The following is a 24488-nucleotide window of genomic DNA, read 5'->3' as shown; positions in this document are numbered from 1 at the left end:
ATGAGGTCTGGAAATCTGGAGAAGGAGTTGAATAGATGCGAAGGATTAAGAATAGTAAAATCCTCCTTGCCATCTTTATCGTTGGAATCATTCCAATGATTCTATTTGCCATCTTTCAATACTATTCCTACCAACATATTTCTCAGTTGAAAGAGGAAGCAATCGAAAAAGAGATTCTACAAGCACAATTATACATTGATACCATGTTCAAAGATCTAGATCGTGATTTGAATCTTCTCACGTTAAACCCAAATATAAGGCAAGCTGATGATTCGATTAGTACCTTTTATAATGAAGTAGGAACGTGGATTGATTTGAATCAATCCCATCACATGGGACTTGAAGGAACCATCTATGCTGAAATTGAACGTTATGCTTATACACATCCTGAAAATGCGTATGTTTACCTCGGGACAATCCATGGAGCTTTATCCTATGGCCTAATGAAATGATCTATTCTGGATATGATCCGAGAAAACGAATTTGGTATCAACAAGCGATTGACCATCCTCATCAAATTATTCGCACCTCACCCTATCTCTATTACTCTCCCAAGGGGTTAGAAGCTCTGATCACAATTGCCAAGACAGTTTACAACTCTCAAGGAGAATTGATTGGAGTTATGGGAATCGATCGAAGCACTACTCAGCTTTCTGATTTTCTTGAAACAATTGTCATTGGAGACCGTGGATATCTCTTTCTATTTGACTCTAATGGAGCTCTCATCGCTCATCCAGAGAGAGAAATCTCACTAAGGCATATTTCTCAGCTTGATCTTAAAAACATAGAATCAAATCATCATGATCCACTTCCTGCAACTAAACTACTAAGTCATACGACAGGACAATTCGAAATGATGATCAACGGTGAACAATCGCTCATTTTCCTACGCACCTCAGAAACCACAGGCTTTAAGCTTGCTGCCGTCATCGCCAAGGGAGAATTGACCACTTCATCTGAATATTTGCTAGATATTGTACTAGCAAGTAGCCTCATAGGCTCACTCATGATTGTCGTGATTATCTTTTTCACCGCCCAACGCTGGAAAAAGAAGTGGGCAGAGAGTGATCAGCGTTATCGATCATTATTTGAATACCACCCTAGTGCTACCTTCTCCTCCACTACAGATGGTACCATTATTAGTATTAATAAAAGCTTTGAGCAGCTCACGGGTTTTACCTATTTAGAAGTTGCCCACCAATCTGTTTTTTCCTTTATTTCTATAGATACAATTGAAAGCGCTTCCTATTACTTGCACAAGGTAAATCAGGGTTTTCCCCAGCACTATCAATTGAAGATTTATCATAAGAATACGAGCTTAATAGATATTGAAGTAACCAATGTGCCTATTATTGTGAACTCTCGCATTGTAGGAGTCTATTGGATTGCCAAAGACATTACGAACCAAAAGCAGGCTGAAGAATATATGGTTAAATCAGAAAAGCTTTCTATCGCTGGACAGCTAGCCGCTGGGATTGCTCATGAAATTCGTAATCCCCTTACTTCTCTTAAAGGCTTCCTACAATTAATGAATCGCTCTGGCGAGAGTAAAGAAGAATATTTTCAAATCATGAGAGATGAATTGGATCGAATTGAGTTAATTCTTAGTGAGCTTTTGATGCTTGCCAAGCCTCAAGCCACACTGTTTCAAGAGAAGGATATTCGGACTATTTTATTGCAAGTCGTGACACTTCTTGAAAGTCAGGCGTTATTAAATAATGTTCTGATCCAAACCCTTTTTGCCGATACTCCGTTACCTTGCTATTGTGATGAACATCAAATTAAACAGGTCTTTATTAATATGATGAAGAATGGAATTGAGTCCATGACCAACGGTGGATTGTTCCTCATTGAAACGGTGAAGGAAAAAGAGTTTATGATGATTCGTTTTATTGATCATGGGAAAGGAATCTCAGCAGATTTAATTCAAAAAATTGGTGAACCCTTCTATACGACCAAAGAAAGGGGAACAGGCCTAGGATTAATGGTGAGCTATAAAATCATCGAAAGTCATGGAGGAAGTATAAGGATTCAAAGTGAAGTAGGAAAAGGAACCACCTTCGAAGTACTGCTCCCCCTAAGCCAAGAAAAAGAACACATAGAAGCCAATTAGGCTCCCTAGTGTTCTTTTTTCTCTAATCGTCCAATAGGAAAGGCAACGTCTTCTGTTGAGCCCGGAAAACGCCCCCAGGCAAACACTCCGTTCAGATATAAAACGGTAAAAACTTCCTCATCTTCCCCTATTACCGTATATTCTTTTCCTATTTCAATGAATTGTGGATCTAATGTATACGATTTAGCCATAAAAAACTTTTGTTCTAAAATATTTCCCTCAGAGATGAAACCAGCCTGATGCTTTTTTCGACTTTCACCTAATAAATGCTGCATTTCTCTAAACAATTCTTCCTGTGTCATTTCACTATATCTCTTCACATTATCACCTGAAATTATGTCATATTCATAAAAAGGATACACTTTTTTTGAAAAAAGTGAAACTAATTTTTCTGGCCCTCGTATATTACAGTGTGAAAAGGAGGAGAATTATGAAAAAAATTCTAATGTTAGTCTTACTTTGTACCGCCGTATTGTTAACAGGATGTACCAGGAACAGCTTGAAGCCAAGGAAGTTCTTGAAAAATCAATTGAAGCAATGAGTGATGTGAAAAGCTTCTCAATGGAAATGGATATGCACTCTGTCTTCAGCGCAGGGGAAATGACCATGGAAATGGAAACAAAAAGTGAGGCAGATATGTTTATCGAACCTCTAAAAATGTATCAAAAGATGGAAATGAAAGACCTAACGACTGGACAAACAACTCCAGTGGAAATGTACTTTACTGAAGAAGGAATCTATTTCTATGATGCTCAATCTCAGCAATGGACGAAGTTCCCTGAGGAAATGTCGGAGTACCTTCTACAAATGACCAATGCTGCTCAACAAGATCCAGCAAAACAATTAGAGCAATTACAACAATTTGCTGATGACTTTACGTTCACTAAAGAAGGAGATAATTATATCCTTACCCTTACTTCTACTGATGAAAAGTTTAAAGCTCTATTAAATGATCAATTAGATGGTAGCTTTGCTGGTGGTATGATGGGTGATGCACTTGAGCAAATGCAAATCAATAAAATCCATTACAAAATCGTTCTAGATAGCAAAACATTCTATCAAAAAGAACTAGAAATGGATATGGACATGACAATGACAATTGAGGGAGAAACAATGGAAATGAAACAATCCCTCAAAGGTAAAATACACAACTACAACAAAGTAGCTGAAATTGTTGTACCTGAAGACGTAATTAAAAACGCTGTAGAAATGCAATAAGATCCACAATAGACTAGAAAACCCGCTTTCCATGTGAGGAAGGAGCAAATCACTCTCTCCTCCACTTGATAGAGCGGGTTTTTTAGTAGTATTTATGTTTCCCTTACGATTTCTTTGTCTCATTTTCTGATACAGAAAAAAAGGCTATGGTAGGTGGCTCGTATCCCTTTGGCACACGAGTATTCCTGTTCATAGTACTGTATTATTTTTTGCAAAAGTCTTCGGTTTAACATACTCCCATCTTGGTTACTATTGTTCGCCCCTACCTTTTTGACAGAGTGAAAAAAATCAATCACACTAGGAAAATATTCATATTCCTCTCCTTCATGTGTAAGGATGTTCTCTTCTTTATCCGAAAAAAACGCATAAAGCTCCTGTATACAACAAAAGCGTTGTCCAAGTTCTGAAGAAGACGAGATGCCTAGCTCCCCTTTTGCTTTCTGATATGAGGTATGGAGTTCTAGAAATGTTCTCTCACCAAAAGTACTAAAACATAAACTACCTTCCTCTGATAGATGAGAGTAGAGTTTGTGCAGCGTATTCTCTAAATCATTAAACCATTGGAATGTAGCATTTGAAATAATTAAATCATATGAAGCTACTAGTTCCATTTCTTCAATATCACCGCAGATAAAATGAACCCTCGGGCTAGACAATTTTGTTCGAGCCACTTCAATCATTCCAGGGGCAAGATCTACAGCCGTAATGTGAGCGAGAGGAAAAGCTTGCCCTAATTTCTCTGTTAAATACCCTGTTCCACAGCCTATTTCCAAAATGGTCAGTTCTTTCTTTGCAGTAAGAGGATTGATTGACTTGAAGACATACTCCCTCAATAAATCATCCGCCATCTTCTTTTGTACCTGCGCATATTGATCATAGGTTGCAGCACTTTTACTAAATCTCTTCTGCACAAGCTGTTTATTAATCACCATAAACCTCCACAAATTTCTTTACTTTCGCTATAAAATCTGGCGTATGAGTAAGGAAAGGGACATGACCTGTCTGTGGATACACATGCAAGTCACAAACGCCAGCTAGAGATTGTTTCATATATTCTGCCGCTCCTAAAGGACAAATCGTATCCTCTGCACCATGAATAAGCAGCGTAGGGGTCTTTATATATTGAAGATCATTACGCAAATCTACCGTACTCAAATAATCTAAACCATATTGCAGAGAAGCAGGCTGATCCCCCTGAAAAGATTCATGAACCATAGTTCTAAAAGCATCTAGATGTCCCTCATTCCGTTCAGCAGAAGAAAACATAGCTTGGTAAAAGTTGTGTAATGTTTCTTCTTGATTTCGATCCAGGCTTCTTTTCATTCGATCAACGACTCTCTTTCTCCAACCCCAAAGATACTCTCCTTGTTCATCAGCCACAAAACAGCTCGTCCCTCCTACTAATATCAGTGCCTCCACTCTCTCCTGATACTTGTTTTTGGTTGCTTCTAATGCCAGCATTGAGCCAAGAGACCAGCCATAGAAGATGAAGGTATCTAGTTGATTCGACTCAATGGTTTGCTTGATTCTTTCTTGCAACTCCTGTGTGGAAGAGATTCCTCTCCAATCTACCATATAGCAGTCGTATGAAGTCCTAAGAGGCTCAGTGACAGGAGTCCAAATTGAGCGCTCCATTCCCCAGCCAGGTAAAAGGACCATTTGCTTCTTTTTCATCAGGAGATCACCCCTAGCTTCCTACCTATTTTTTCTATCTTAGCAACAGCGGACTCTAATTCTTCTTGGCGATGAGTCGCCATCACGGTAAACCGAATTCGGGCTTGATTGACCGGAACGGTAGGTGGACGAACAGCAATGGCGGCTAAGCTTCTGTCTGAAGCAAACGACTAAATTCCATCGTTCGATCATTGGAGCCCACTAGAATCGGTATGATCTGTGTTTCACTGCCACAAAGGGCGAATCCAAGCTTTTCAAGTGCTTGACGAAAATAACGCGCCTTTTTTTGAAGTTGTTCACGTTCCATTGACGCTTCCTGTACCACAGAAATAGAGGCTAGAATTGAACCAAGTACAGCAGGAGGAAGTGCCGTGGTAAAAATAAAGCTTCTCATTTTATTTACGAGGTACTCAATCAGTCGTGAGGAGCCTACAACATAAGCTCCAAAGCTCCCCATCGCCTTACTGAATGTCCCCATCTGTATATCGATCTGCCTGTGCAATTGCAAGTGATGGGTCAATCCTTCTCCTCTGCTGCCATAAATCCCACTGCTATGGGCTTCGTCTACCATCAGAATGGCGTTATATTTTTCTTTGAGGCGCACAAGATCAGCTAAAGGAGCTAGGTCCCCATCCATGCTAAATACAGAATCGGTCACGATCAATTTACGTTTTGTTATGGGCGTTTTGCTTAACATTTGTTCTAACTGAGCCAAATCCTTATGGCGATACCTCTTTATTTCCGCACGACTTAGAATCATTCCGTCCACAATGCTGGCGTGATTAATCTTATCACTAAACACGACACCCTCTCTGTCCATTAAGGCAGAAATAATGCCTATATTCGCTGTATATCCTGAGTTAAGAATCAGCCCTGCTTCGGCTTGCTTCCATTGTACCAGCGCCTCTTCTGCCTGTTGATATAAAGGATGATTCCCTATAATGAGCCGAGAAGCGGTTGAACCTGCACCATACCATTCGACGGCTTGAATCGCTCCCTGCTTTAGTTCTTCCCTGTTGGCTAAGCCCAAATAATTGTTAGAGGCTAGGTTTAACAGCTTCTTTCCCTCTCGTTCAATCCACGTTTCGGCAGCCTGCTCAGTCACTATTAGGCTTCGTTGTAATTCCTTCTCTCGTAATGAGAACAGCTCTGACTCTATTTCACTCATCCATGAGGGTGAGTTCTCTGATACCGTAAATGGTTTCTTCACTTGGCTCATTCCTCTCTCCCTCTCTTCTATTTATACTCATAAATTGTACAATAAGTCGTTCATCCTTGGAATAGGAGGAAAAAAGAAAGAGAGGGCTCTCAACTCAAGCATTGAGAACTCTCTCTTGGAAATATTGTTTTTGAAACTGAGAAGCGATTAAATAAAGAGCATGGCAGAAGCTTCGATTATGCTGAATAAAAAATGAAGAAAGATCATAACGGTTTCTTTCTTGTTCAAATGAAATCAGCACACGATGACTCATTTTCTCTTGAATATAGCTGATAAAGCTTTGCGCCTGAGGAGAGTCGAAGATCGTCACATAAGCATACAGGGAATGATCTTCTGGTTCATCTAATACACTTACTCCTGCACAAGAATATTCAGTCTGAATCCCCATTTGATTCAAAATAAGCAAAGCAGGGTACAACTCTTGATCGACAAGTGTATCCCCCATCTTAACGACGACCTTCGCCTTTTTGCTCACCTTTGGCACCTCAAGCCAGCTATTTCTTTCTTCCATCCTTCTTTTCCATCGCTCAGAGCTGTGACGAGAAAGCTCTCCCATCCTTACTTCGTTTCACGATGAATCGTATATTTTTTTAGTCGCGGACTATATTTTTTTAACTCTAGACGCTCTGGATTGGTTCGTTTATTTTTCGTTGTAATATAATTGCGGTCTCCCGATTCTGTACATGCTAAGGTAATGTTTACTCTCATGATTCTTCCTCCTGTGTATTTTCATTTTTTTATAGTTTTCATTTGTCTTTCATTTGTTTTTCATCAAGTATCTTTCATCATGCCGAAACGGTTTCGATCCACTTAGGAAGCGGATCTTTAAGCTTACTCCAATCGCCTTGCATTTCTTCCTCTGTCAGAAGACATAGGTCTAAAGAAGAGATGATTTCCTCAGGCACTAGCTCTATTCCAATGAAAACAACCTCTGTTATGCGGTCTCCCCATTGTTCGTCCCAATCCTTCTTGACCTCTGGATTTTCATCAATCATCATTCTTTTTTCTGCTTCTGGCAATGTATCAATCCAATAACCAGCTGGACCAAACTGAATAGAAGGACCTGCTTGACTAATATTCCCGGCAATATGGTTACGAGAAGCAATCCAGACAATTCCCTTTGCTCTTACTACCTCTTCCGGCCACTCTTCCAGCCACTGCTGCAAACGCTCAGGATGAAAAGGACGTCTTTGACGATAGACAAAAGAAGAAATACCATATTCGTCCGTTTCAGGAGTATGAACTTCTTTTTGCAGTTCCTTCAACCACCCTGCTGACTGGCTTGCTTGATCAAAATCAAATAATCCTGTATTCAGAATTTCTCTTGGATCTACTTGCCTTGTGCCGCACGAATAAGCTTGGCTCTTGGCTGTAGTTTCCTTAAAACACCTTCTAGGTAATACAAATCTTGCTCCTCAACTAAATCGGTTTTATTCAGAATCAGAACATCACAGAACTCGATCTGATCAATGAGCAAGTCTACTACATCCCGAGTATCCTCTTCTCCAACCGCTTCCTGACGGTCAAGTAGACTTTCTCCAGATGAGAAATCATGCCAAAAACGATAGGCATCCACTACGGTCACCATACAGTCTAACTGGCAAAGTGAAGATAAGTCAATGCCATGTTCTTCATCAATGTAAGAGAAGGTTTGGGCGACTGGGACAGGTTCTCCCACTCCCGTTGACTCAATTAGGATGTAGTCAAATTTTCCTTCTCCTGCTAAACGTTCTACCTCTCTTAATAAATCCTCGCGCAAAGTACAGCAAATACAGCCGTTAGACATTTCCACAAGCTTCTCTTCCGTGCGGGATAACGCTCCCTGATCTTTGATCAGGTTTGCATCAATATTCACCTCACTTAGATCGTTAACAATGACGGCTACTCTGAGTCCTTCTCGGTTCTGTAAGACATGATTTAAAATCGTTGTTTTTCCTGAACCCAAATATCCGCTTAGCACTGTCACTGGTATTTTCTTTTGATTCAATATATCCACCTCTTGCCTTATTTAAATAATAATTATTACTATTTGTAAATGATTTTAAATGATTATTATTCATTAGTCAAATAGTAATTCATAATAATTACGATTAAAAGCAAGAGAGGAGCATCGCTATCATACTCCCACACGGCGATCCAACAAGACTCCTGAGGCATAAAGGATCAAAATGATTAAGCTAAAGTTCCATATCCACTCGCCCCAAAACATCATTGCTCCACCTCTTAAAAGAACTGGCTCATCGCCCCTGAATCAACACTCCACTCTCCTTCTCCAGTATCAATCGAGTTGTTCTGTTCCAGATTAGAAAGCTCTATGTGAAACTTATCAGATAAATCTTGAATTTGCTGTTCACTCAAGATAGGTCCCCACTGAGCAAGCGTTGCATAAGCCGCCGTACCTGAAAAAAGAGTTAGAAGATAGAACTTAAAAAACAATACCAAAATCCCTACGATCCATCCTCCTCTCCTCATTGCTTTGGAGCACACCGCTACAAATAAGAAAAGACTTGCCAGATAAATTGTCGTCAATAAAATCGCTAGAAGGACAATCCAACCAAACTCACGCACCAGCTCCATAAAGTTGGTATGAAACACCTGATGGAATTGGTCGATGCTAGTATAGCTAGCGAGTACATCTAACTGATACATAAGGATCATGACGACTAGGGATATTGCCATCGTCAGCAGAATTTGCAGAAAGCTAGCGACGAATTTAGATGTAAGTAAAGAAAATCCTCTCATAGGAATCGTTAACCAAAAGTGCGAACTTCCCGTTCTCCACTCCTTTAAAAACGAGATCATAACGATCATTGCCATGAGTAGAAGATGCAATAGAAAAATAAGCACACTACCGACAAATAATACTCCTCCCTTCGGAGCTAGCATAATTCCAACCACGATATAAAGAAGTAAAAATCCTACTCCAATCCATGTGAAGCTACTATTATCTCTTAGCTCCTTCACGACTAAACCCCACCATGCTCTCATGCTAGTACCTCCTTAAGCTTATCGAGCACACTCTGTCCATACTCTTCTCGTAATGTTTCAACCTTATCAAAGTAAGCCATTTTGCTATATTTCAACAGAATGACATAATCTAGCATCGGTTCAATCTCACTCACCTCGTGCGTGGAAATAATCATGGTTTGCTCAGTCGTTCCGCCATACGAAGCGATCAATTTAATGATGTCCTCACGTACTAGAGGATCTAAACCAGAGAGAGGTTCATCCAGCAGAACGACAGGCACCTTCCTAGCCATGGCTAGAATGATCTTAAGGCGTGCCTTGTTTCCTTTGGATAAACTCTTTACCTTTGTATACGAGTCAAGGTTTAACATCTTTTGGATTTCTAATGCTTTCTTCACATCAAAATCTGGAAAGACGATGTTTGCAAATTCTAACGTTTCTTTTACGTTATAGAAGGGATAAAGATGATCAACCTCTGAGAGATAAACGACTTTTCTATTAATTAAGCGATCTCTCACACGCGTTCCATCTACTATAATTTCGCCTGTGCTTGGGTGCACTAAGCCAGCAATCATCTTTAGTAAAGTCGATTTTCCGCTTCCATTCGGTCCTATGAGCCCAACAATGCCCCCCTTGGGAACCATTAAATCGAAGGGGAGCAGTGCTTCTTTAAATCCATATTTTTTCGATACATTTTGGATTTGGATAATATGCTCATTCATTCCAGCTATCCTCCCCGCTCCTATTGTTCAATATGGCTGTCACCTGTTTTAGTACTTCCTCTGCTGAAAAACCCAACTCATACATATTGTTCACGAATTGATTCATCCGCTCCTCTGCCATATTGGCTCGCAGCTGCCTCAACAAGGTAAGGTCTTCAGTCACAAAAGACCCTTGCCCTCTTTTCGCTTCTATAACCCCATTTCTCTCCATTTCCATATAAGCTCGTTGAACCGTATTAGGGTTCACTCCAAATTGAACCGCCGTTTCACGAACTGAGGGTAGCTTTTCTCCAGGTAATATCTCACTACTACAGATCTGATAATAAAATTGTTCAATAATTTGCATATAGATGGGTTGGGCATTATTAAACACTGACATCCTGTTCCTCCTCTACGATCTAAGCATTAATGTTTTAGTGTATTACTTAAATAATGCACTGATTCAAAATATATTGTCAATGAAAAAAAAGTACCCTATAAGTAGACTTTTTTTAATGTCTACTCTATAGGATACTGTTTAGGCAGTAAGAATCGTTTCTTTTTCATCCAACTATTTCACTTTTGAACCTATGGCAGTTTGAATATGAGTGTGACCATCTGCCTCTAAACATTTTAACAAGTCACGATTTATCTCCTTCAACACCTCAGGTCCTTTATAGATTAAACCAGAGTAGATCTGAACCAGTGATGCTCCTGCACAGATTTTTTCATAGGCATCCTCTCCAGTAAAAATCCCTCCAACTCCAATGATCGGAAGCTTCCCTTTAGTTAAGCGGTAAATTTCTGCTATTACCTCTGTTGAACGCTGAGTGAGAGGTCGCCCACTCAATCCGCCAGCTTCATCACGCTTCACATCAAGGAGCCCTGATCTGCTTAGAGTCGTATTGGTTGCTATAATTCCGGCTATCTCTGTTTCAAGAATGCTTTCCACCATTTGTTTCAATTCTTCCTGTGTCAGATCTGGTGCTAGCTTCACTAGTACAGGTTTTTTGCTTACCTTCTTCTCTTTGACCTGCACATTGACTTCATCTAATACTCCAGTAATTAATTGTTTTAGCTCTTCCCCATGCTGTAGGTTACGCAGACCAGGAGTATTAGGAGAGCTTATATTAATCACAAAATAATCTCCATATGGATACAAGCCCCGAATACAGGCTTGATAATCCTCCACAGCCTGTTCATTAGGTGTCAGTTTGTTCTTTCCTATATTAACTCCTATAGGAATTGGCTTCACCTTCACCTGAGAGAGCTCTTCGGCTGCTTTTTCAACTCCCTTGTTATTAAATCCCATCCGGTTAATCAGAGCTTGATCAGGAATAAGTCGAAATAAGCGAGGAAGCTCGTTGCCTTCCTGCGGCTTTGGAGTTAATGTACCAATCTCGATATAGCCAAACCCGATTTGAGATAAGCCAGGAATGGCTTCTCCATTTTTATCTAATCCAGCAGCCAGACCAACTGGATTTGGAAACGTAACCCCCCATAAATCTTGAACTAATGGTGGATGTTCAGGTACTCCATATAAATTATGCAAGATAGCTCGTCCTACTGGATTTCGCCCTAACTGCTTCATCAAACCGATTGTCAGATGATGAGCCTCTTCAGGATCTTTTCTAAACATGTAGGGCTTTACGATTTTAGTATACAGCACTGGATCCACTCCTCTACTCGTATCACATTTTTTAGTTTTTATCTTAGCATACTTATTCGGCATTATATAGTGCAGTAGATCACAAAACAACAAAAGGGGGTCTATTTTTAACAACATCGACATATACATGAATGGTCATAGAAAAACAGAGATGATTTATAGGAGGTTTCACAATGGAACAAACGATTCAAAAAGAGGTTGAAGGGCTAAGACAACAATACGTGGATTGGAAAGGGCATGATTTGCTGCAAACATATCATGATGTATTGATGGATGTTTTAAAATCTAAGCAAAAAACGGCCATTACCCTTTCGCCAGAATTAGCTAAAAAATATGTTGCCCTTCAACAAGAAATATTACGCCGCTTAGATACATAACTTCTACTTTTCATCAATATTTTTATAGAAAAGAAGGTGACCCAAAAAGTCACCTTTTTTAGTGCTTGCATTACGTCTAAAGACATAGGGGAAAAACCAACCTTCGATACATGATCCATAGCAGAAAAAAAAGTAGACTCAAAATAAAGTACATTTCAAATGGAGGAGATTTTCTTGAAATCATTGTTTCGTAGTTTGATATATATCGTTGCCTTTTTCTTTCTTCCGATCCTTGCAGGTGTTATTGGCATCATTTCATCAATGAATCTAGCCATGTCCTCTCAAGGGCAGCCAACCTATACTCTTATTGATCAAATTGCCCCCCACATTATGATCCCGCTAAGCCAACTGTGGCTATATTAGTAGGAAATGATGTGCCCACAGAAGTGATTGATTTTCTTGCTCCCTATGAATTATTTGCTTCCACTCAGAAATTTAATGTGTTTGCAGTAGCCCCAGAAAAGAGGGCTGCCACGTTAACAGGTGGATTAGACCTGATGCCTCACTTTACATTTGCTGAGTTGGATACCCTTCTAGCAAGTAGTTCTGAAGTGATTGTCATTCCTGCTATTTTCAACATGGAGCATGAAAATTACCAAGCCATCTCTGACTATATTCAGAAACATTCAAGCGATCAGACAATCCTCCTGTCTATTTGTGCAGGTGCAGGTAACTTAGCAGAAACAGGACTACTGTATGACAAGAAAGCCACTTCACACTGGGGAGATGTCATCCTCTTCGAGAAGAAATATCCCGAGGTTCATTGGGTCCGTGATCAACGTTATGTTGTTGAAGCTCCATCGTTTCTTCCGCCGGATTATCTTCTGGAGTTGATGCGACACTCTATGTTATTTCTCAATTAGCCGGTGAAGAAATAGCACAACATACAGCCCAATCCATCAACTATCCTAACCAGCACTATGTTACAGATCCCTCCATGGAACCTTTCAAGCTCCAGTGGAAGGATACCATCTATCTCCTTAACAATGCCTATAGATGGAACAAGCAAAAGGTTGGCGTCTTGCTCTACAATCAGATGGATGAGTTCGCTCTAGCCACCATCTTCGATACGTATTCTGCATCAGGAACGATGGAAACCTTAACCATTGCCGAGAAGCTTTCGCCCATCCAAACCAAGAACGGTCTTACATTGCTTCCTCGGTACACACTGGAGAATGCACCGCCTATTGAGCGAATGCTGCTTTCTGGAACAAAAGCAAATGTGCTAACTAACGAAACAATCTCACTCTGGAAAAACGAGTATCCTTCTGTTGAATTTAGCTATGTACATGCACATGAGCCGGATCGTTATGTTTTAGAAGCTCCTTTAGAAGATTTGGCACAGCAAACCGATGTGCTTACAGCAGAATACGCAGCAAAACGGTTGGAATACAGAGCAGATACCTTAAAGCTTGAAGGTGCTCCCTATCCCTACCTCGCCATCCCTATCCCTCTTTTATTAGGATGTGCTTCTCTTGTGCTTCTTGTTTATTTTCAAAAACGTTTACGAAAAAACAGAGGATTTTAAGAACCTCTCCCACATGGAAAGATTTGAAATAGGGGCATCATATTGGATAAAATAAGAATAGCTTAGTTTTGTACCTTCTATGCTTTCATGAAAAAGGAGCCTTAATGTGATGCCCAAATTTGTTACCCCGATCATTGTCGTCAGCAAATGCTTAGAATTTGATGCTTGTCGATATAACGGTCAAATGATTCACGATGATTTTGTTCGCAACTTACAAAAACACGTTCATTTCATCCCTATATGCCCTGAGTATGAAATTGGCCTTGGTATTCCAAGAGACCCTATACGCGTTTTACAAATGAAGGAACAATATACGTTAATTCAGCCTTCTACTGGACGAGATCTTACAGAAGAGATGAATCAATTCGCTTTCAAGCACCTGAACTCTCTCATGGAAGTAGACGGTTTTATTCTAAAAAGCCGTTCACCTTCCTGTGGGATTGGTGATGTAAAATTATATTCAGAACAAAATGAACAAACCCCTATTGGCTATGGGAATGGTTTGTATGCCCAAGCCGTCCTTAGCTCTTTTCCTTATGTCGCTGTCGAAGATGAGCAACGACTCAAACAACAGCATATTCGAGATCATTTCTTAACGAAACTATATCTACTAGCTTCTTTTCGTCTGGTAAAACATACACAAGATCTGAAGCAGCTGAATCAATTCCTAAAAAACAATATATACCTGCTCCAAATCTATGATCGAAACAAGACAGAAGAGATGCAGCAAATCCTTGCTTCATCACAAAATACTTCTTTTGATCAGCTCATTTTATTAGTTGAAAAATGGTTGTTTCTTTCCCTACAGAAGCTCCCTTCCTTCTCCAATCTCATTCAAACCATAACGGATCTGATAGATAAAAACTTACAGGAGTTAAACAGACAAGAGAAAGATGCGGTTCTACTATGCTGGGAAAAATACCGTCAGGGGATCGTTCCTCTTCATACTCCTCTCACACTTTTACGCTCCTATATTACTCGCTATAACCAAGCGAATTTAGCAGAACAAACTCTCTTAGAACCTTTTCCTCAAGATTTAGTATAATATAATGTTTACAAAGGGGGCGCTAACAAGTATAGTATCCCTAGAAACATTTTTGGTTTGAAAAGTTTGGTCTTACGAACCACTAAAAATTATGAACAGAAGTAAGGGAAAAGCGAATGACACCAATTATACAATTAAAAGATATAACAAAAGAATATGACGAACAAACGGTGATTCATCCCCTCACTCTTTCCATAGAAGAAGGGGAGTTTATCACCCTATTAGGTCCCAGCGGTTGTGGAAAAACTACTTTATTAAGAATGATTGCTGGATTTGAGCAGCCTTCACAAGGAGATATTCTCCTAGCTAATAAACCAATCACATCATTTCCTCCCTACAAAAGGGATATGAACATGGTGTTTCAGCAGTATGCTCTCTTTCCCCATATGAATGTGGAAGATAACATTTTATTTGGATTGCGCATGAAGAAAATTTCTAAAAAGGAACAAATGAAACGTCTTGAGGAAATTCTGGACTATACGGAGTTATCAGAATTTCGCAAAAGGTTTCCTAAGCAGCTCTCTGGGGGACAACAGCAGCGCGTAGCGATAGCTAGAGCCATCATTAACGAACCTAAGGTCCTCCTCCTTGATGAGCCTCTTACTGCTTTAGATAACCAGTTAAGAAAAAATTTGCAGATAGAGCTGAAGAATCTGCAAAAAAGGCTGGGCATCACGTTTGTCTACGTCACCCATGATCAGGAAGAAGCGATGACGATGTCTGACCGAATTGTGATTCTTAATCAAGGAAGAATTGAACAGATAGGAACGCCGCAGGAAGTTTATCTTCAACCTAATAGTTTATTTGTCGCTCACTTTATTGGAGAAAACAACATCCTCAAAAGAGGAAGCGAGATTTTTTCTGTGCGCCCAGAACATATCAGGATTGTAACCAATGGAGCTGTACCGGCTTCCCCTAAAAAAGAAGGGAAGCTGCAAGATATTATCTTTACAGGCAACCAGCTCAAGCTGTTTGTTGATTTTTCTGCCCAAGAGAAGCCTATTATTGCTTATAGCAGTATTCAACATCCCCATCAAAACCTAAAGACCGGAGATCAAGTGATTTTGACATGGGAGCCCAAGGATGAGGTGAGACTGCATTGAAACAAAAGGGAAAATTACTTGCTTCTCCCGCACTATTATGGTTGATTATCTTTGCCTTTCTTCCTATGATGGTGATCGTTCTGTTTTCGTTCCTCTCCAGAGGAGCTCACGGACAAATCGTCTATGAATTTACTCTAAAAAATTATATTCGTTTCTTTGAACCATTATATCTCTCCATTGTTCTAGAAACATTGAGCATCTCGATTCTGACCACTGTGATTACCCTAATCGTAGCCTATCCTCTCTCTTATTACATCTCAGGTCTACCAAAAGGGAAGAAAACAATCTGGCTGATTTTAGTGATGCTCCCGTTTTGGATTAACTTCTTGATTCGTTCCTATGCTTGGATCATCATTTTACGCTCTCAGGGGATCGTCAACACCTTTCTATTATCTATTGGGTGGATTGATACTCCACTGAACCTGCTCTATCATCAGGGAGCTGTTTTACTAGGAATGGTCTATACCCTTCTTCCTTTTATGGTTTTACCTTTATATGTTGCTTTTGAACGAGTAGAGCAGCAGCATTTAGATGCAGCAGCCGATCTTGGAGCTTCGGAAGGAAAAGCCTTTTGGAATATTACGCTGCCACTGACGAAGCCAGGAATCCTTAATGGATGTGTTCTTGTATTCGTTTCCTCCTTTGGCATGTTTGTTGTGCCTGATGTATTGGGTGGAGCGAAAAATGTCTTACTTGGGAATTTGATTCAAAATCAATTTCTTTCCGCTAGAGATTGGCCATTTGGCTCAGCCTCTTCCATTATGTTGATGGGACTATCGCTCCTTCTTATTGCCTTGTTCTATAAAGCAATGAAGGTCAATGATATTCCAGAGGGGAGGTCATGATGAAAAGCATTCCAAAGTGGTTATTCCCCTTTTCTATTCTGATGATGATCTTTTTATATCTACCTATTTTGATTATAATAGGATACTCTTTCAATGAATCGAGAATTAACGCCGCGTGGACAGGCTTTACGTTGGAATGGTATATTTCTATTTTTGATAATAGACAAGTGCTTGAAGCTTTATTTAACAGCTTGGCTATTGCTAGTATTACCGCGGTTGTTTCAACAATTATTGGAACCTTTGCTGCTCTTGCTTTTGAGCGGCATGCTTTTAAGTGGAAAAAGGGCTGGAGCAGCCTTTTCTTTTTCACGATTTTAGTTCCTGATTTAATTATGGGAATCTCATTGCTTCTTCTGTTTTCATTTCTCTCCATTCCCTTAGGCAAAGGAACCATTATTATTACACACATTACTTTCTGTATTCCCTTTGTCTTCATCATCCTGTCTACACGTCTAGCAGGGCTGGGAAGAGATCTCGAAGAAGCTGCGCAGGATTTAGGAGCCACCCCTTTTGAAACCTTTTGGAATGTGACGCTTCCTATGCTGACTCCTGCTATTGTCGCTAGTCTATTACTCACCTTTTCTTTATCTTTAGATGATTTTATGATAAGCTTTTTTGTTGCAGGACCTGGAGCTACTACCCTCCCTATCTATATTTACGGGATGATCAAACGAGGCATTACTCCGGAAGTAAATGCTATTGCCTCTCTACTGATTATGGCTACCTTTATTCTTGTTTTCTTAGCTGAGATGATTCGTCGAAAAGGGGATAAGGATTCTAATATTTATTTTTAAGGAGGCTGTTATGAAAGGATTAAAAAATGTACTTACTGCCATCATGATCTCCATTCTTGTTGTTTCTAGCTTAGGATGCGGACCTAAAAAAGACGTGCTTAATATTTATACTTGGGTAGATAATTTTGATCAGCAGGTGTTAGAAGATTTTGAAGAGAGATATGATGTAAAAGTGAATCAGAATTTTTACTCAAGCAATGAAGAGCTTTTAGCGAAGCTACAAGCAAGTGGAGGCTCTCAGTATGACTTAATTCAACCCTCCGATTATATGGTTTCGACCTTAATCGAATTGGGGCTGTTAGAGGAGCTAAATAAAGCTACTATTCCTAATGTCCAGAATATCGTATCAACCTTCCAGACTCCTCCTTATGATCCAGAGAATCGTTATTCTCTAGTCTACACTTGGGGAATTACAGGAATTGCCTATAATACAAAATACGTGACAGATCCTATTGAGAGCTGGGAGAGCTTATGGGATGAACAATATAAAGGACGTCTGATCTTACTAGATGACCCTCGTGAGGTCATTGGAATGGGCTTAATTAAGAATGGCTTTTCCAATAGCACCACCGATATGAATGAGCTAGCACTAGCCGTCTTGGATCTAAAGAAGCTATTACCTAACGTGATGGCTTTTGATACCAATACAATTAAACAAAACTTCATTACAGAAGAAGCATGGATCGGCACGGTATGGTCTGGAGATGCCGCACTGATTCGTGAGCAAAACGAGCATATTGAATATGTTGTTCCGAAAGAAGGCGGAACGATTTGGGCTGATACGTTAGCCATTCCTAAGGGAGCAAAAAACAAAGAGCTTGCTGAAAAATTTATTAATTATCTGCTAGAGCCTGAAGTAAGTGTCAAGAACTACGAATCGATCATGTATAGCAATCCCAATGAAAAAGCCTATCCTCTGCACAGCGCAGAATATAGAAATAACCATATGATCTTTTTAAGCCCTGAAGAGCTAGACAGAGCTGAATGGATCGTTGAAGTAGGAGAATCACTAGAAGAATATGACCGCTTTTGGACAGAGTTAAAAAGTGGTCGTTAAATAAATGTGGGAGATGATCTTGAACTAAAACAAGATCATCTCCCTATTTTCTTCATCCTTTTATTTTCCTCCAGTAAAGGTAATCCTCTTAATAAAAAGAACTGTCGAATGGACTTACATTATTCGGACAGTTCTTGACTGCTCACTATTCTTTTACTTTGATACGTCCTTCTACAGCTGGAATGGCTTTTTTATCTTGGATATAATCACTTACAACTGTATTTAACAGTTCACCTGTATAAGATAATAGTTCACCTTCGGCTAACCAGCTATATCCGTCTCCACCTGCAGCCGTAAAGTCATTCGTCGCTACGGTATACTTTTTATTAAGATCTAAGGGTTTGCCATCGACCTTGACATTACTCACTCTATCTCCTGCTGCTTTGGATGGATCAAACTCAAAGGTTAGACCTGAAACATGCATAAATCCTCCATTTTGTTCAGGGTACAATCGAACCGAATGCTCTAATGTGCTAAGAATTTGTTGTCCATTCAATTCTACTAAAACAACGGTGTTGGTGAAAGGGAAGGCAGAAATCACATGATTCATGGTTACCTCACCCGGTTCAATATCAGCACGAATCCCGCCTCCATTGGTCATAGCAATATCTGCACCTGTCAATTCTCTCATCGCATCTGTGACAAGGTTCCCTAGATTCGTTTCTTGTGTACGAACTAATTCACGAGCACCATCTAGTTTAACATTGACACTGCCTATTACTTTATTCAATTCTTTATCTACTTCAGCAACATATTGATCTAATAATGCTTTCACTTTTGGATCAGCCGGTAATTCCTTATAGTCACGAGTTAGGTGTCCATTGATTCCTACTAACTCACCCTTGTAAAATAGCATATGAGTAATTCCTAATGCTTTTCCATGCTCCCATGCTTGAGTGATATAGGTTCCGTTGACCAATTCTGGTTTTTCAATCGTTGTATGACTATGTCCACCAAGAATCAAGTCAAGGTCAGTCACAGCCTTCGCAATTTCAAGATCGACATCATAGCCTGAATGAGATAAGACAACAATGTGATCTACTTCATTTTTCAAGCCCGCTACCATTTCCTTTATCACTTCAACCTCATCAATAAAGACGAGCCCTTCGATATTATTAGGGTGAGTCTTCACTACTGTATCGATCGCTGTTAATCCAACAAAAGCAATTTTTTTCCCAAGCTTTTCTTGAACCATATGAGTGTAGAGCAATAGTTCTCCATCGGCTTCAAAAACCACGTTAGCGCTTAAAATAGGGAAATCTGTCATCTGATCTAACTCTACTAATCTTTTATAACCAAAATTAAAATCATGGTTCCCTGCTACCATTGCATCATAGCCTATTAGATTCATGGCTTGTGCAGCAGATTCACCCTGAGAAAAGTTTGCATAGTTTGTCCCATGGAAAGTATCTCCCATATCCAAGACAAACGTATTGGCATACTGTTTTCTTGTTTCGTTTGCAATATGAGCAATTTTCGCGAGTCCTAACTCGCCATTTTGCTCATTATGAAGGATTCTTCCATGGAGATCATTCGAATGAACAAATGTGATCCGCTCAAAATTGCTATGATAGCGTTCAAGGATTTGTTTCATCTGATCCTTTTTTAACGGCTGCTTAGGACGAAGTGTTTTGTCCTCAAAGCCTTTTAATAGACCTAATTGAATGGCAGCAGCCAACTCTTGTTTGCCCCAAACAGCACCTTTGTCTTTATATGTATCTAAAAGTTTCTGATCATACGTTTTTGATAGATTGAGAGCACGAATTAAAAAGACATACGCTTGTTCACGAGTCACCTTCTCATTGGCTCCAAAAAATCCTTCTCTCATTCCTGTTGTAATCTCTAAACGCTCTGCTGCTTCAACATAGGGAGCCAACTCTTCAGTTACATCGGAAAAGCTGTCTGTATCATTTCCTTGATATGAAGCAACATCCACCCCCATAGTGTGCATAAGCTCAGTGATAAATTCTCCTCTCGTCACATCCGCATTTTGTGCGTCAGCCAGCGGAGCTCCAAATTGGAATACTACAGAGAATGTAAGTACTGTTGCTAAAAACATCGATAATGCTTTTTTCATCTTGTCTGATCCTCCTCTTCCTCTTCTCCTGTGAGTATATTCTTTTACCCTCCTATTCTATCATAAAGTCCTTACCCATTTGATAAGCTTTTGTAAAAAGACTGTTACAATTTTAAGCTTGTAACAGTCGTAGAGGATATCTATTTCATTCTTTGTCCTTCATTCCTTCCCTTCAATTAAAAAGGATCCTTTTGTGTTAATCTTATTTTTTCATCAAAAAAAAGGATGCCGATGTGATTCGACAACCTGAATTCTGTATGGCAAAATTTGAATTATTTCTCGGGAAATTTGTCAGGTGAAAAGGAGATCCGACATGATCTTTAATTTGTTAACATAGCTGTCATTTGTTGTTTCACTAGTTTTTGATACAATTCGTGAGTTTGCATCAATTGATGATGGGTTCCTTGACCGGTAATCTCACCTTGCTCTAAAACAAGGATATGATCTGCATCCACAACTGTCGATAGACGGTGGGCTATAATCAATGTTGTACGCCCCTGCATAAGATTCTTGAGAGCGATTTGTACAAGGTGTTCTGATTCACTGTCTAAATTAGACGTTGCTTCATCTAGCAAGAGGATTTGTGGGTTACGGATAAGCGCCCTTGCCACAGCAATACGTTGACGCTGCCCTCCAGATAACTTAATTCCTCTTTCTCCTACCTCTGTATCGAAGCCCATCGGTAATTGTTCAATAAATTCTCTGGCATTAGCTTGCTCTGCCGCTTTGATCACCTCTTCAAGCGATACCTCTCGTTTCATGCCGTAGCAAATATTTTCTCTAATGGTTCCTGACATAATAGGACTTTCTTGTGATACATAGCCTATCATATGTCTCCACTCAGCAAGAGAAAATTGATCAATATCCACATGACCTACATTGATGCCGCCTTCCAGTGGTTTGTAAAAACGTTCAATCAAAGAAAAGACCGTTGTTTTTCCACTTCCACTCGGACCTACTAGAGCAACGGTTTGTCCAGATTGAATATCGAAACTCACGCCTTTTAAGATCTCTTTTCTTGTTTCATAGCCAAAAGAAACATTCTCAAAGCGTAAAGAATCTACCGTTTCAATCGGTAACCCTTCCTGCTCCTCTTCCTGTTTTAAGGAAAACAACTCTTGAATTCTCTCTGTTGCTCCCATGGCTTTTTGAAACGCTGTGAAAAACATAGCCATTTGACTAAACGGAACAATGATTTGGAACATATAAATAATAATAGCAACTAAAGCTCCCGCAGAAAGATCACCAGAAGCAACTCTCACGCCTCCATACCCTATAATTACGACTAGAATCAGCATCATAACGGTGGTCATGAGTGGAGAGATCATCGCATGAACCTTTGCCTCTCTTAAACCATATGTAAATAAGTTCTGAATCCCTTCTTTTCCTTTTCCACGTTCAACTGTTTGTCCATTATATGATTTTACAAGTCTTATTTCACTTAATACTCGACCTAAATTCCCACTAAAGCTTGCCATCTCATCTTGTGTTTGTCTGGCTATTTTGTTCATAATTCGACCTAATGGAAGCATGATCAGCATTGACGTAGGGATGGCAACCAACATGATTAGAGTCATCTTCCAATCAATAATTATTAGAATCACGACGGAGCCAATAATCGAGATCAGCCCAGACACAAAGGTAACTAGATGATTAGTCACTAGGTCTTTGATCTGGTTTGTATCCTGCGTAATGCGACTCATTGTTTCTCCTGATTGATGCTGATCAAAATACGGAATAGGGAGATCAATAATCCAATTCCATAGCCTTTCTCTTATTTTCGCTACAATCAATTCTCCGATTTTCGCCAATAAATAAAAAGAAAAGCCCCCCGCTACAATTTGAAGAATAAAAACAGCCAAGATCAACAGCACCAGACCAAGCTCAATACCAAGCATTGAAATTTGATCCACCATATTCTTAGTCAGCAACGGGATCATCAAACCAGAAACTGTTTCTACTAAACTTAACAGCATAGCTAAACCTATTAACCATTTGGAAGGCTTTCCTTGCCTTAGTAATGCTAAAAAGCCCTGCCATTGCGTCCGTTTGTTTTTCTTGCTATCCTCCATTCAACACACACCTTCCAAAACATTTACTAGATATCTACATTCTACCATTTCTTATAAAAAAAAGCCCCTATAAAGGGCATTTTTTTTATAATTAATAGTTTTTTGAATTAATGAATAGTTTATCCCATTCTAACTGGAAGGTGGAGAAAAAAGCTCCATCTGATGGAAGTCTACTTTATTTAGCGTGACGAGAAAAACGCAGCTTTATCATCCCATAGTAACCGAACGTTAAGGCGACGGTGGCAAGACCCACAGCTCCAAAAAGCCACAATACACCGAGATGCTCCCATCTTCCTAACAGATCCCATACTTTATAGGGGATGAAGAGCATCATGCTGATCAGTCCAATTCCTAATAAAACAATCAAAAAATACTGCCCCATTTCTTTCGCTTCTGAATCTATAGAAAAATGCTCAACAGCTACTATGGCTTTGATAATGATAAATAAGAGGAGGATCCCCAGCAAAAGCTCAAGTATTCCTTGCATCATATAACCGACCTTCTTTTCAACATATTCGATAGGTCTATTATAGCTACTGCTTAGGTCATGCCACAGTACCAATTTCATTTGGTACCTTGTGCTGAGCATGAGAGAAAGAAGGATGCGAGAAAGATCCTTCTTCCCTACTAACTATGTCATGGTGACCCCTAGGTTACTCTCTTGGAATCGAGTTGTCAGCATTTATATAACCAGAACCGTAAATGTTCGGTTCTCTATCCTTCCATAAATCAGTTCCGTTTCGCAACCTTTCCTTCACCTCGTCTGGTGTCGCTCCAGGATGGTGCTCTAAGAGTAACGCTACAATGCCAGCGCAGATAGGAGTCGCCATCGAAGTACCAGATAAAGAAAAGTAATGTTCCCCTACTCTTGCTTCTTTTTGCAACTTATCTAGGTAGGAATTAGGAGCTCGCAAAGAGACAATTTGGACCCCTGGCGCTAGGATATCGGGTTTCACCTTGCCATAGATCGTGGGTCCTCTACTTGAGAATTCAGCCACACCATCATCCTCTCTTGTTCTGGCAGTTCCTCTGTCATCAAGGGCTCCAACTGTAATCACCTTTTGACTCACTCCTGGACTAGCAATGGTTCCATATTCAGGTCCTGAATTACCCGCAGCGACACAAACGACAATTCCACTCTCCCAAGCTTGATTCACAATTTGTACCATTGGGTCATCTTCTTCATTTTCAAATGCTTGAGCTGTAGCTCCTAGAGAGAGATTCATGACATTAATTTTCTTCGATGGGTTTTGCTCATTGTACTGTATACACCATTCTACCCCTTGCATCACAGTGCTAATGATCCAGCTCCTCGCTTATCAAGCACTTTGACTCCAATGACATTCGCTTCTGGCGCAGGTCCCACATATCTCCCCGATGAGGTACTTCCATCTCCAGCCGCATCTCCTGCACAATGGGTTCCATGTCCATTATCATCATAAGGCTCTGTTCTATTATTAATAAAATCGACAAAATCAATGATCCTTCCTGCCAAATCTCTATGCGGATAAATACCTGTATCGAGTACTGCAACCGTTACGCCTCTGCCTGTCAGCTTTGTCCCATTTCGCACGATATTTTTAGCACTGGCAGAAGGGACTGCTACATCTAATAAGGCATGAACCTCTCGATTAAGATAGATTTTTTGGATCGCATGACAGTTCTTGAGCAAGCCTTCAACAACAGACGGAGTAACATCTGCACTACAGCAAGAAACGGATGAAAACTCCTTCTTCATTTTGCAGCCTACATGATCGTTTACTACATGCTTAACCTCTTTACAACCCTCTTCAAAGCACTGTTGCTTAAACTGAATAATGACAGAAAGCTTTGTTCTCTTTCTGATCACACTCTCCAGTGTTTTGTGCAGAAAGCAGGGCATCCATTTGAACGGTTTATAAAGATTAATGACTTTCTCTCTTAAGGGGCGATCTAGCTTATGAGCATTTGTTCTTACCATTTGTATCATAGAATATCCAAACAATGTAAAACCTCCTTCATCGTTTGGATTATTCTATGAACAAAAAAA

General features: G+C 39.9%; 25 protein-coding genes and 2 pseudogenes. 12 read left to right on the top strand and 15 right to left on the bottom strand.

The features are described 5' to 3' along the window. Positions 1-35: 35 nt before the first annotated feature. Together JCM10596_RS09800 and JCM10596_RS27735 are read left to right on the top strand one after the other, a co-directional pair. The gene (locus tag JCM10596_RS09800; RefSeq protein WP_025026979.1) at positions 36-452 is read left to right on the top strand and encodes a hypothetical protein; all 417 of its coding nucleotides are present in this window, start codon (positions 36-38) and stop codon (positions 450-452) included. Further along, the gene (locus tag JCM10596_RS27735; RefSeq protein ID WP_025026978.1) at positions 449-2113 is read left to right on the top strand and encodes an ATP-binding protein; all 1665 of its coding nucleotides are present in this window, start codon (positions 449-451) and stop codon (positions 2111-2113) included. Before JCM10596_RS09800 ends, JCM10596_RS27735 begins: the two co-directional genes overlap by 4 nt. 5 nt (positions 2114-2118) lie before the next feature. Here the strand turns inward: JCM10596_RS27735 and JCM10596_RS09790 are convergent, their stop codons facing one another. Next, the gene (locus JCM10596_RS09790; protein WP_025026977.1) at positions 2119-2433 is read right to left on the bottom strand and encodes a YfhH family protein; all 315 of its coding nucleotides are present in this window, start codon (positions 2431-2433) and stop codon (positions 2119-2121) included. A gap of 163 nt (positions 2434-2596) precedes the next feature. Here JCM10596_RS09790 and JCM10596_RS09785 point away from each other — a divergent pair, with 163 nt between their 5' ends. Then, a complete protein-coding gene (locus JCM10596_RS09785) occupies positions 2597-3331 on the top strand; it encodes a DUF6612 family protein (protein ID WP_148302554.1) in 735 nt (244 codons plus the stop codon). Between the two features lie 119 nt (positions 3332-3450). On the opposite strand, the gene bioC is transcribed toward JCM10596_RS09785, so the two are convergent. From bioC to JCM10596_RS09730, 10 genes and pseudogenes are all read right to left on the bottom strand, one after another. Next, positions 3451-4260, bottom strand: coding sequence for a malonyl-ACP O-methyltransferase BioC (bioC, locus tag JCM10596_RS24800; protein WP_034681049.1), 810 nt, complete (start codon positions 4258-4260; stop codon positions 3451-3453). Beyond that, complete coding sequence (locus JCM10596_RS09775) at positions 4253-5005, bottom strand: alpha/beta fold hydrolase (RefSeq protein WP_025026975.1); 753 nt, start codon at positions 5003-5005, stop codon at positions 4253-4255. The genes bioC and JCM10596_RS09775 overlap by 8 nt, the downstream gene beginning before the upstream one ends. Before the next feature lie 145 nt (positions 5006-5150). Then, positions 5151-6224 (bottom strand): aminotransferase class I/II-fold pyridoxal phosphate-dependent enzyme, encoded by a 1074-nt coding sequence (locus JCM10596_RS24795; RefSeq protein WP_369345618.1) that lies wholly within the window; start codon positions 6222-6224, stop codon positions 5151-5153. Positions 6225-6318: 94 nt separating this feature from the next. Continuing rightward, positions 6319-6735 carry a hypothetical protein gene (locus JCM10596_RS09765; protein ID WP_025026974.1) on the bottom strand — a complete coding sequence of 139 codons (417 nt, stop codon included), beginning with the start codon at positions 6733-6735 and terminating at the stop codon, positions 6319-6321. Positions 6736-6782: 47 nt separating this feature from the next. Then, complete coding sequence (rpmG, locus tag JCM10596_RS09760; protein ID WP_025026973.1) at positions 6783-6932, bottom strand: 50S ribosomal protein L33; 150 nt, start codon at positions 6930-6932, stop codon at positions 6783-6785. Between the two features lie 77 nt (positions 6933-7009). Further along, positions 7010-8211 (bottom strand): annotated as a pseudogene (locus tag JCM10596_RS24790) (GTP-binding protein). 236 nt (positions 8212-8447) lie between these two features. Beyond that, positions 8448-9212 carry a hypothetical protein gene (locus tag JCM10596_RS09745; protein WP_025026972.1) on the bottom strand — a complete coding sequence of 255 codons (765 nt, stop codon included), beginning with the start codon at positions 9210-9212 and terminating at the stop codon, positions 8448-8450. Continuing rightward, positions 9209-9913: an ABC transporter ATP-binding protein gene (locus JCM10596_RS09740; RefSeq protein ID WP_025026971.1), complete on the bottom strand. Its 705-nt coding sequence runs from the start codon at positions 9911-9913 to the stop codon at positions 9209-9211. Before JCM10596_RS09740 ends, JCM10596_RS09745 begins: the two co-directional genes overlap by 4 nt. Beyond that, positions 9906-10292: a GntR family transcriptional regulator gene (locus JCM10596_RS09735; RefSeq protein WP_025026970.1), complete on the bottom strand. Its 387-nt coding sequence runs from the start codon at positions 10290-10292 to the stop codon at positions 9906-9908. The genes JCM10596_RS09740 and JCM10596_RS09735 overlap by 8 nt, the downstream gene beginning before the upstream one ends. 171 nt (positions 10293-10463) lie before the next feature. After that, the gene (locus JCM10596_RS09730) at positions 10464-11561 is read right to left on the bottom strand and encodes a quinone-dependent dihydroorotate dehydrogenase (protein WP_025026969.1); all 1098 of its coding nucleotides are present in this window, start codon (positions 11559-11561) and stop codon (positions 10464-10466) included. Between the two features lie 173 nt (positions 11562-11734). On the opposite strand from JCM10596_RS09730, the gene JCM10596_RS09725 reads away from it, so the two are divergent. The 9 genes from JCM10596_RS09725 (at position 11735) to JCM10596_RS09695 (ending at position 18310) form a co-directional block, all read left to right on the top strand. Next, a complete protein-coding gene (locus JCM10596_RS09725; RefSeq protein WP_025026968.1) occupies positions 11735-11938 on the top strand; it encodes a hypothetical protein in 204 nt (67 codons plus the stop codon). Positions 11939-12112: 174 nt separating this feature from the next. Continuing rightward, entirely contained in the window at positions 12113-12301 is a 189-nt protein-coding gene (locus tag JCM10596_RS27730; protein WP_051541256.1) for a hypothetical protein, read from the top strand. Positions 12302-12312: 11 nt separating this feature from the next. After that, the gene (locus tag JCM10596_RS27725) at positions 12313-12801 is read left to right on the top strand and encodes a DJ-1/PfpI family protein (protein WP_051541255.1); all 489 of its coding nucleotides are present in this window, start codon (positions 12313-12315) and stop codon (positions 12799-12801) included. 74 nt (positions 12802-12875) lie between these two features. Then, positions 12876-13466, top strand: coding sequence for a type 1 glutamine amidotransferase family protein (locus tag JCM10596_RS27720; RefSeq protein ID WP_051541254.1), 591 nt, complete (start codon positions 12876-12878; stop codon positions 13464-13466). A 109-nt stretch (positions 13467-13575) separates the two neighbouring features. Continuing rightward, positions 13576-14511: a DUF523 and DUF1722 domain-containing protein gene (locus JCM10596_RS09715; RefSeq protein WP_025026967.1), complete on the top strand. Its 936-nt coding sequence runs from the start codon at positions 13576-13578 to the stop codon at positions 14509-14511. Between the two features lie 116 nt (positions 14512-14627). Next, positions 14628-15614, top strand: a complete 987-nt coding sequence (locus tag JCM10596_RS09710) for an ABC transporter ATP-binding protein (protein WP_025026966.1) — start codon at positions 14628-14630, stop codon at positions 15612-15614. Continuing rightward, positions 15611-16459, top strand: coding sequence for an ABC transporter permease (locus JCM10596_RS09705; RefSeq protein WP_025026965.1), 849 nt, complete (start codon positions 15611-15613; stop codon positions 16457-16459). Before JCM10596_RS09710 ends, JCM10596_RS09705 begins: the two co-directional genes overlap by 4 nt. After that, on the top strand, positions 16459-17253 hold the full coding sequence (locus JCM10596_RS09700; RefSeq protein WP_025026964.1) for an ABC transporter permease: 795 nt from the start codon (positions 16459-16461) through the stop codon (positions 17251-17253). The genes JCM10596_RS09705 and JCM10596_RS09700 overlap by 1 nt, the downstream gene beginning before the upstream one ends. A 10-nt stretch (positions 17254-17263) precedes the next feature. Continuing rightward, complete coding sequence (locus tag JCM10596_RS09695; RefSeq protein WP_025026963.1) at positions 17264-18310, top strand: polyamine ABC transporter substrate-binding protein; 1047 nt, start codon at positions 17264-17266, stop codon at positions 18308-18310. 145 nt (positions 18311-18455) lie between these two features. On the opposite strand, the gene JCM10596_RS09690 is transcribed toward JCM10596_RS09695, so the two are convergent. The 4 genes and pseudogenes from JCM10596_RS09690 to JCM10596_RS24780 form a co-directional block, all read right to left on the bottom strand. Continuing rightward, complete coding sequence (locus JCM10596_RS09690) at positions 18456-20387, bottom strand: 5'-nucleotidase C-terminal domain-containing protein (RefSeq protein WP_025026962.1); 1932 nt, start codon at positions 20385-20387, stop codon at positions 18456-18458. Between the two features lie 320 nt (positions 20388-20707). Then, positions 20708-22459: an ABC transporter ATP-binding protein gene (locus JCM10596_RS09685; RefSeq protein WP_025026961.1), complete on the bottom strand. Its 1752-nt coding sequence runs from the start codon at positions 22457-22459 to the stop codon at positions 20708-20710. A gap of 175 nt (positions 22460-22634) precedes the next feature. Continuing rightward, a complete protein-coding gene (locus JCM10596_RS09680) occupies positions 22635-23027 on the bottom strand; it encodes a DUF4175 domain-containing protein (RefSeq protein WP_148302553.1) in 393 nt (130 codons plus the stop codon). Positions 23028-23112: 85 nt separating this feature from the next. Next, positions 23113-24443, bottom strand: a pseudogene (locus JCM10596_RS24780) (S8 family peptidase). Positions 24444-24488: the final 45 nt, after the last annotated feature.

The sequence above is a fragment of the Caldalkalibacillus mannanilyticus JCM 10596 genome (genome assembly GCF_000615945.1).
In the GTDB taxonomy this organism is placed as follows: domain Bacteria; phylum Bacillota; class Bacilli; order Caldalkalibacillales; family JCM-10596; genus Bacillus_AT; species Bacillus_AT mannanilyticus.
The sequence above is the reverse complement of the archived record's forward strand: the minus strand, read 5'-3'. Positions and strand labels throughout refer to the sequence as shown.

Excerpts from the sequence above, each read along its gene's own strand:
- JCM10596_RS09800 (WP_025026979.1), top strand. The coding sequence starts at position 36 with ATGCGAAGGATTAAGAATAGTAAAATCCTCCTTGCCATCTTTATCGTT.
- JCM10596_RS27735 (WP_025026978.1), top strand. The coding sequence starts at position 449 with ATGATCTATTCTGGATATGATCCGAGAAAACGAATTTGGTATCAACAA.
- JCM10596_RS09785 (WP_148302554.1), top strand. The coding sequence starts at position 2,597 with ATGTACCAGGAACAGCTTGAAGCCAAGGAAGTTCTTGAAAAATCAATT.
- JCM10596_RS09775 (WP_025026975.1), bottom strand. The coding sequence starts at position 5,005 with ATGAAAAAGAAGCAAATGGTCCTTTTACCTGGCTGGGGAATGGAGCGC.
- JCM10596_RS24795 (WP_369345618.1), bottom strand. The coding sequence starts at position 6,224 with ATGAGCCAAGTGAAGAAACCATTTACGGTATCAGAGAACTCACCCTCA.
- JCM10596_RS09765 (WP_025026974.1), bottom strand. The coding sequence starts at position 6,735 with ATGGAAGAAAGAAATAGCTGGCTTGAGGTGCCAAAGGTGAGCAAAAAG.
- rpmG (WP_025026973.1), bottom strand. The coding sequence starts at position 6,932 with ATGAGAGTAAACATTACCTTAGCATGTACAGAATCGGGAGACCGCAAT.
- JCM10596_RS09745 (WP_025026972.1), bottom strand. The coding sequence starts at position 9,212 with ATGAGAGCATGGTGGGGTTTAGTCGTGAAGGAGCTAAGAGATAATAGT.
- JCM10596_RS09740 (WP_025026971.1), bottom strand. The coding sequence starts at position 9,913 with ATGAATGAGCATATTATCCAAATCCAAAATGTATCGAAAAAATATGGA.
- JCM10596_RS09735 (WP_025026970.1), bottom strand. The coding sequence starts at position 10,292 with ATGTCAGTGTTTAATAATGCCCAACCCATCTATATGCAAATTATTGAA.
- JCM10596_RS09725 (WP_025026968.1), top strand. The coding sequence starts at position 11,735 with ATGGAACAAACGATTCAAAAAGAGGTTGAAGGGCTAAGACAACAATAC.
- JCM10596_RS27720 (WP_051541254.1), top strand. The coding sequence starts at position 12,876 with ATGGAACCTTTCAAGCTCCAGTGGAAGGATACCATCTATCTCCTTAAC.
- JCM10596_RS09715 (WP_025026967.1), top strand. The coding sequence starts at position 13,576 with ATGCCCAAATTTGTTACCCCGATCATTGTCGTCAGCAAATGCTTAGAA.
- JCM10596_RS09710 (WP_025026966.1), top strand. The coding sequence starts at position 14,628 with ATGACACCAATTATACAATTAAAAGATATAACAAAAGAATATGACGAA.
- JCM10596_RS09700 (WP_025026964.1), top strand. The coding sequence starts at position 16,459 with ATGAAAAGCATTCCAAAGTGGTTATTCCCCTTTTCTATTCTGATGATG.
- JCM10596_RS09695 (WP_025026963.1), top strand. The coding sequence starts at position 17,264 with ATGAAAGGATTAAAAAATGTACTTACTGCCATCATGATCTCCATTCTT.
- JCM10596_RS09690 (WP_025026962.1), bottom strand. The coding sequence starts at position 20,387 with ATGAAAAAAGCATTATCGATGTTTTTAGCAACAGTACTTACATTCTCT.
- JCM10596_RS09685 (WP_025026961.1), bottom strand. The coding sequence starts at position 22,459 with ATGGAGGATAGCAAGAAAAACAAACGGACGCAATGGCAGGGCTTTTTA.
- JCM10596_RS09680 (WP_148302553.1), bottom strand. The coding sequence starts at position 23,027 with ATGAAATTGGTACTGTGGCATGACCTAAGCAGTAGCTATAATAGACCT.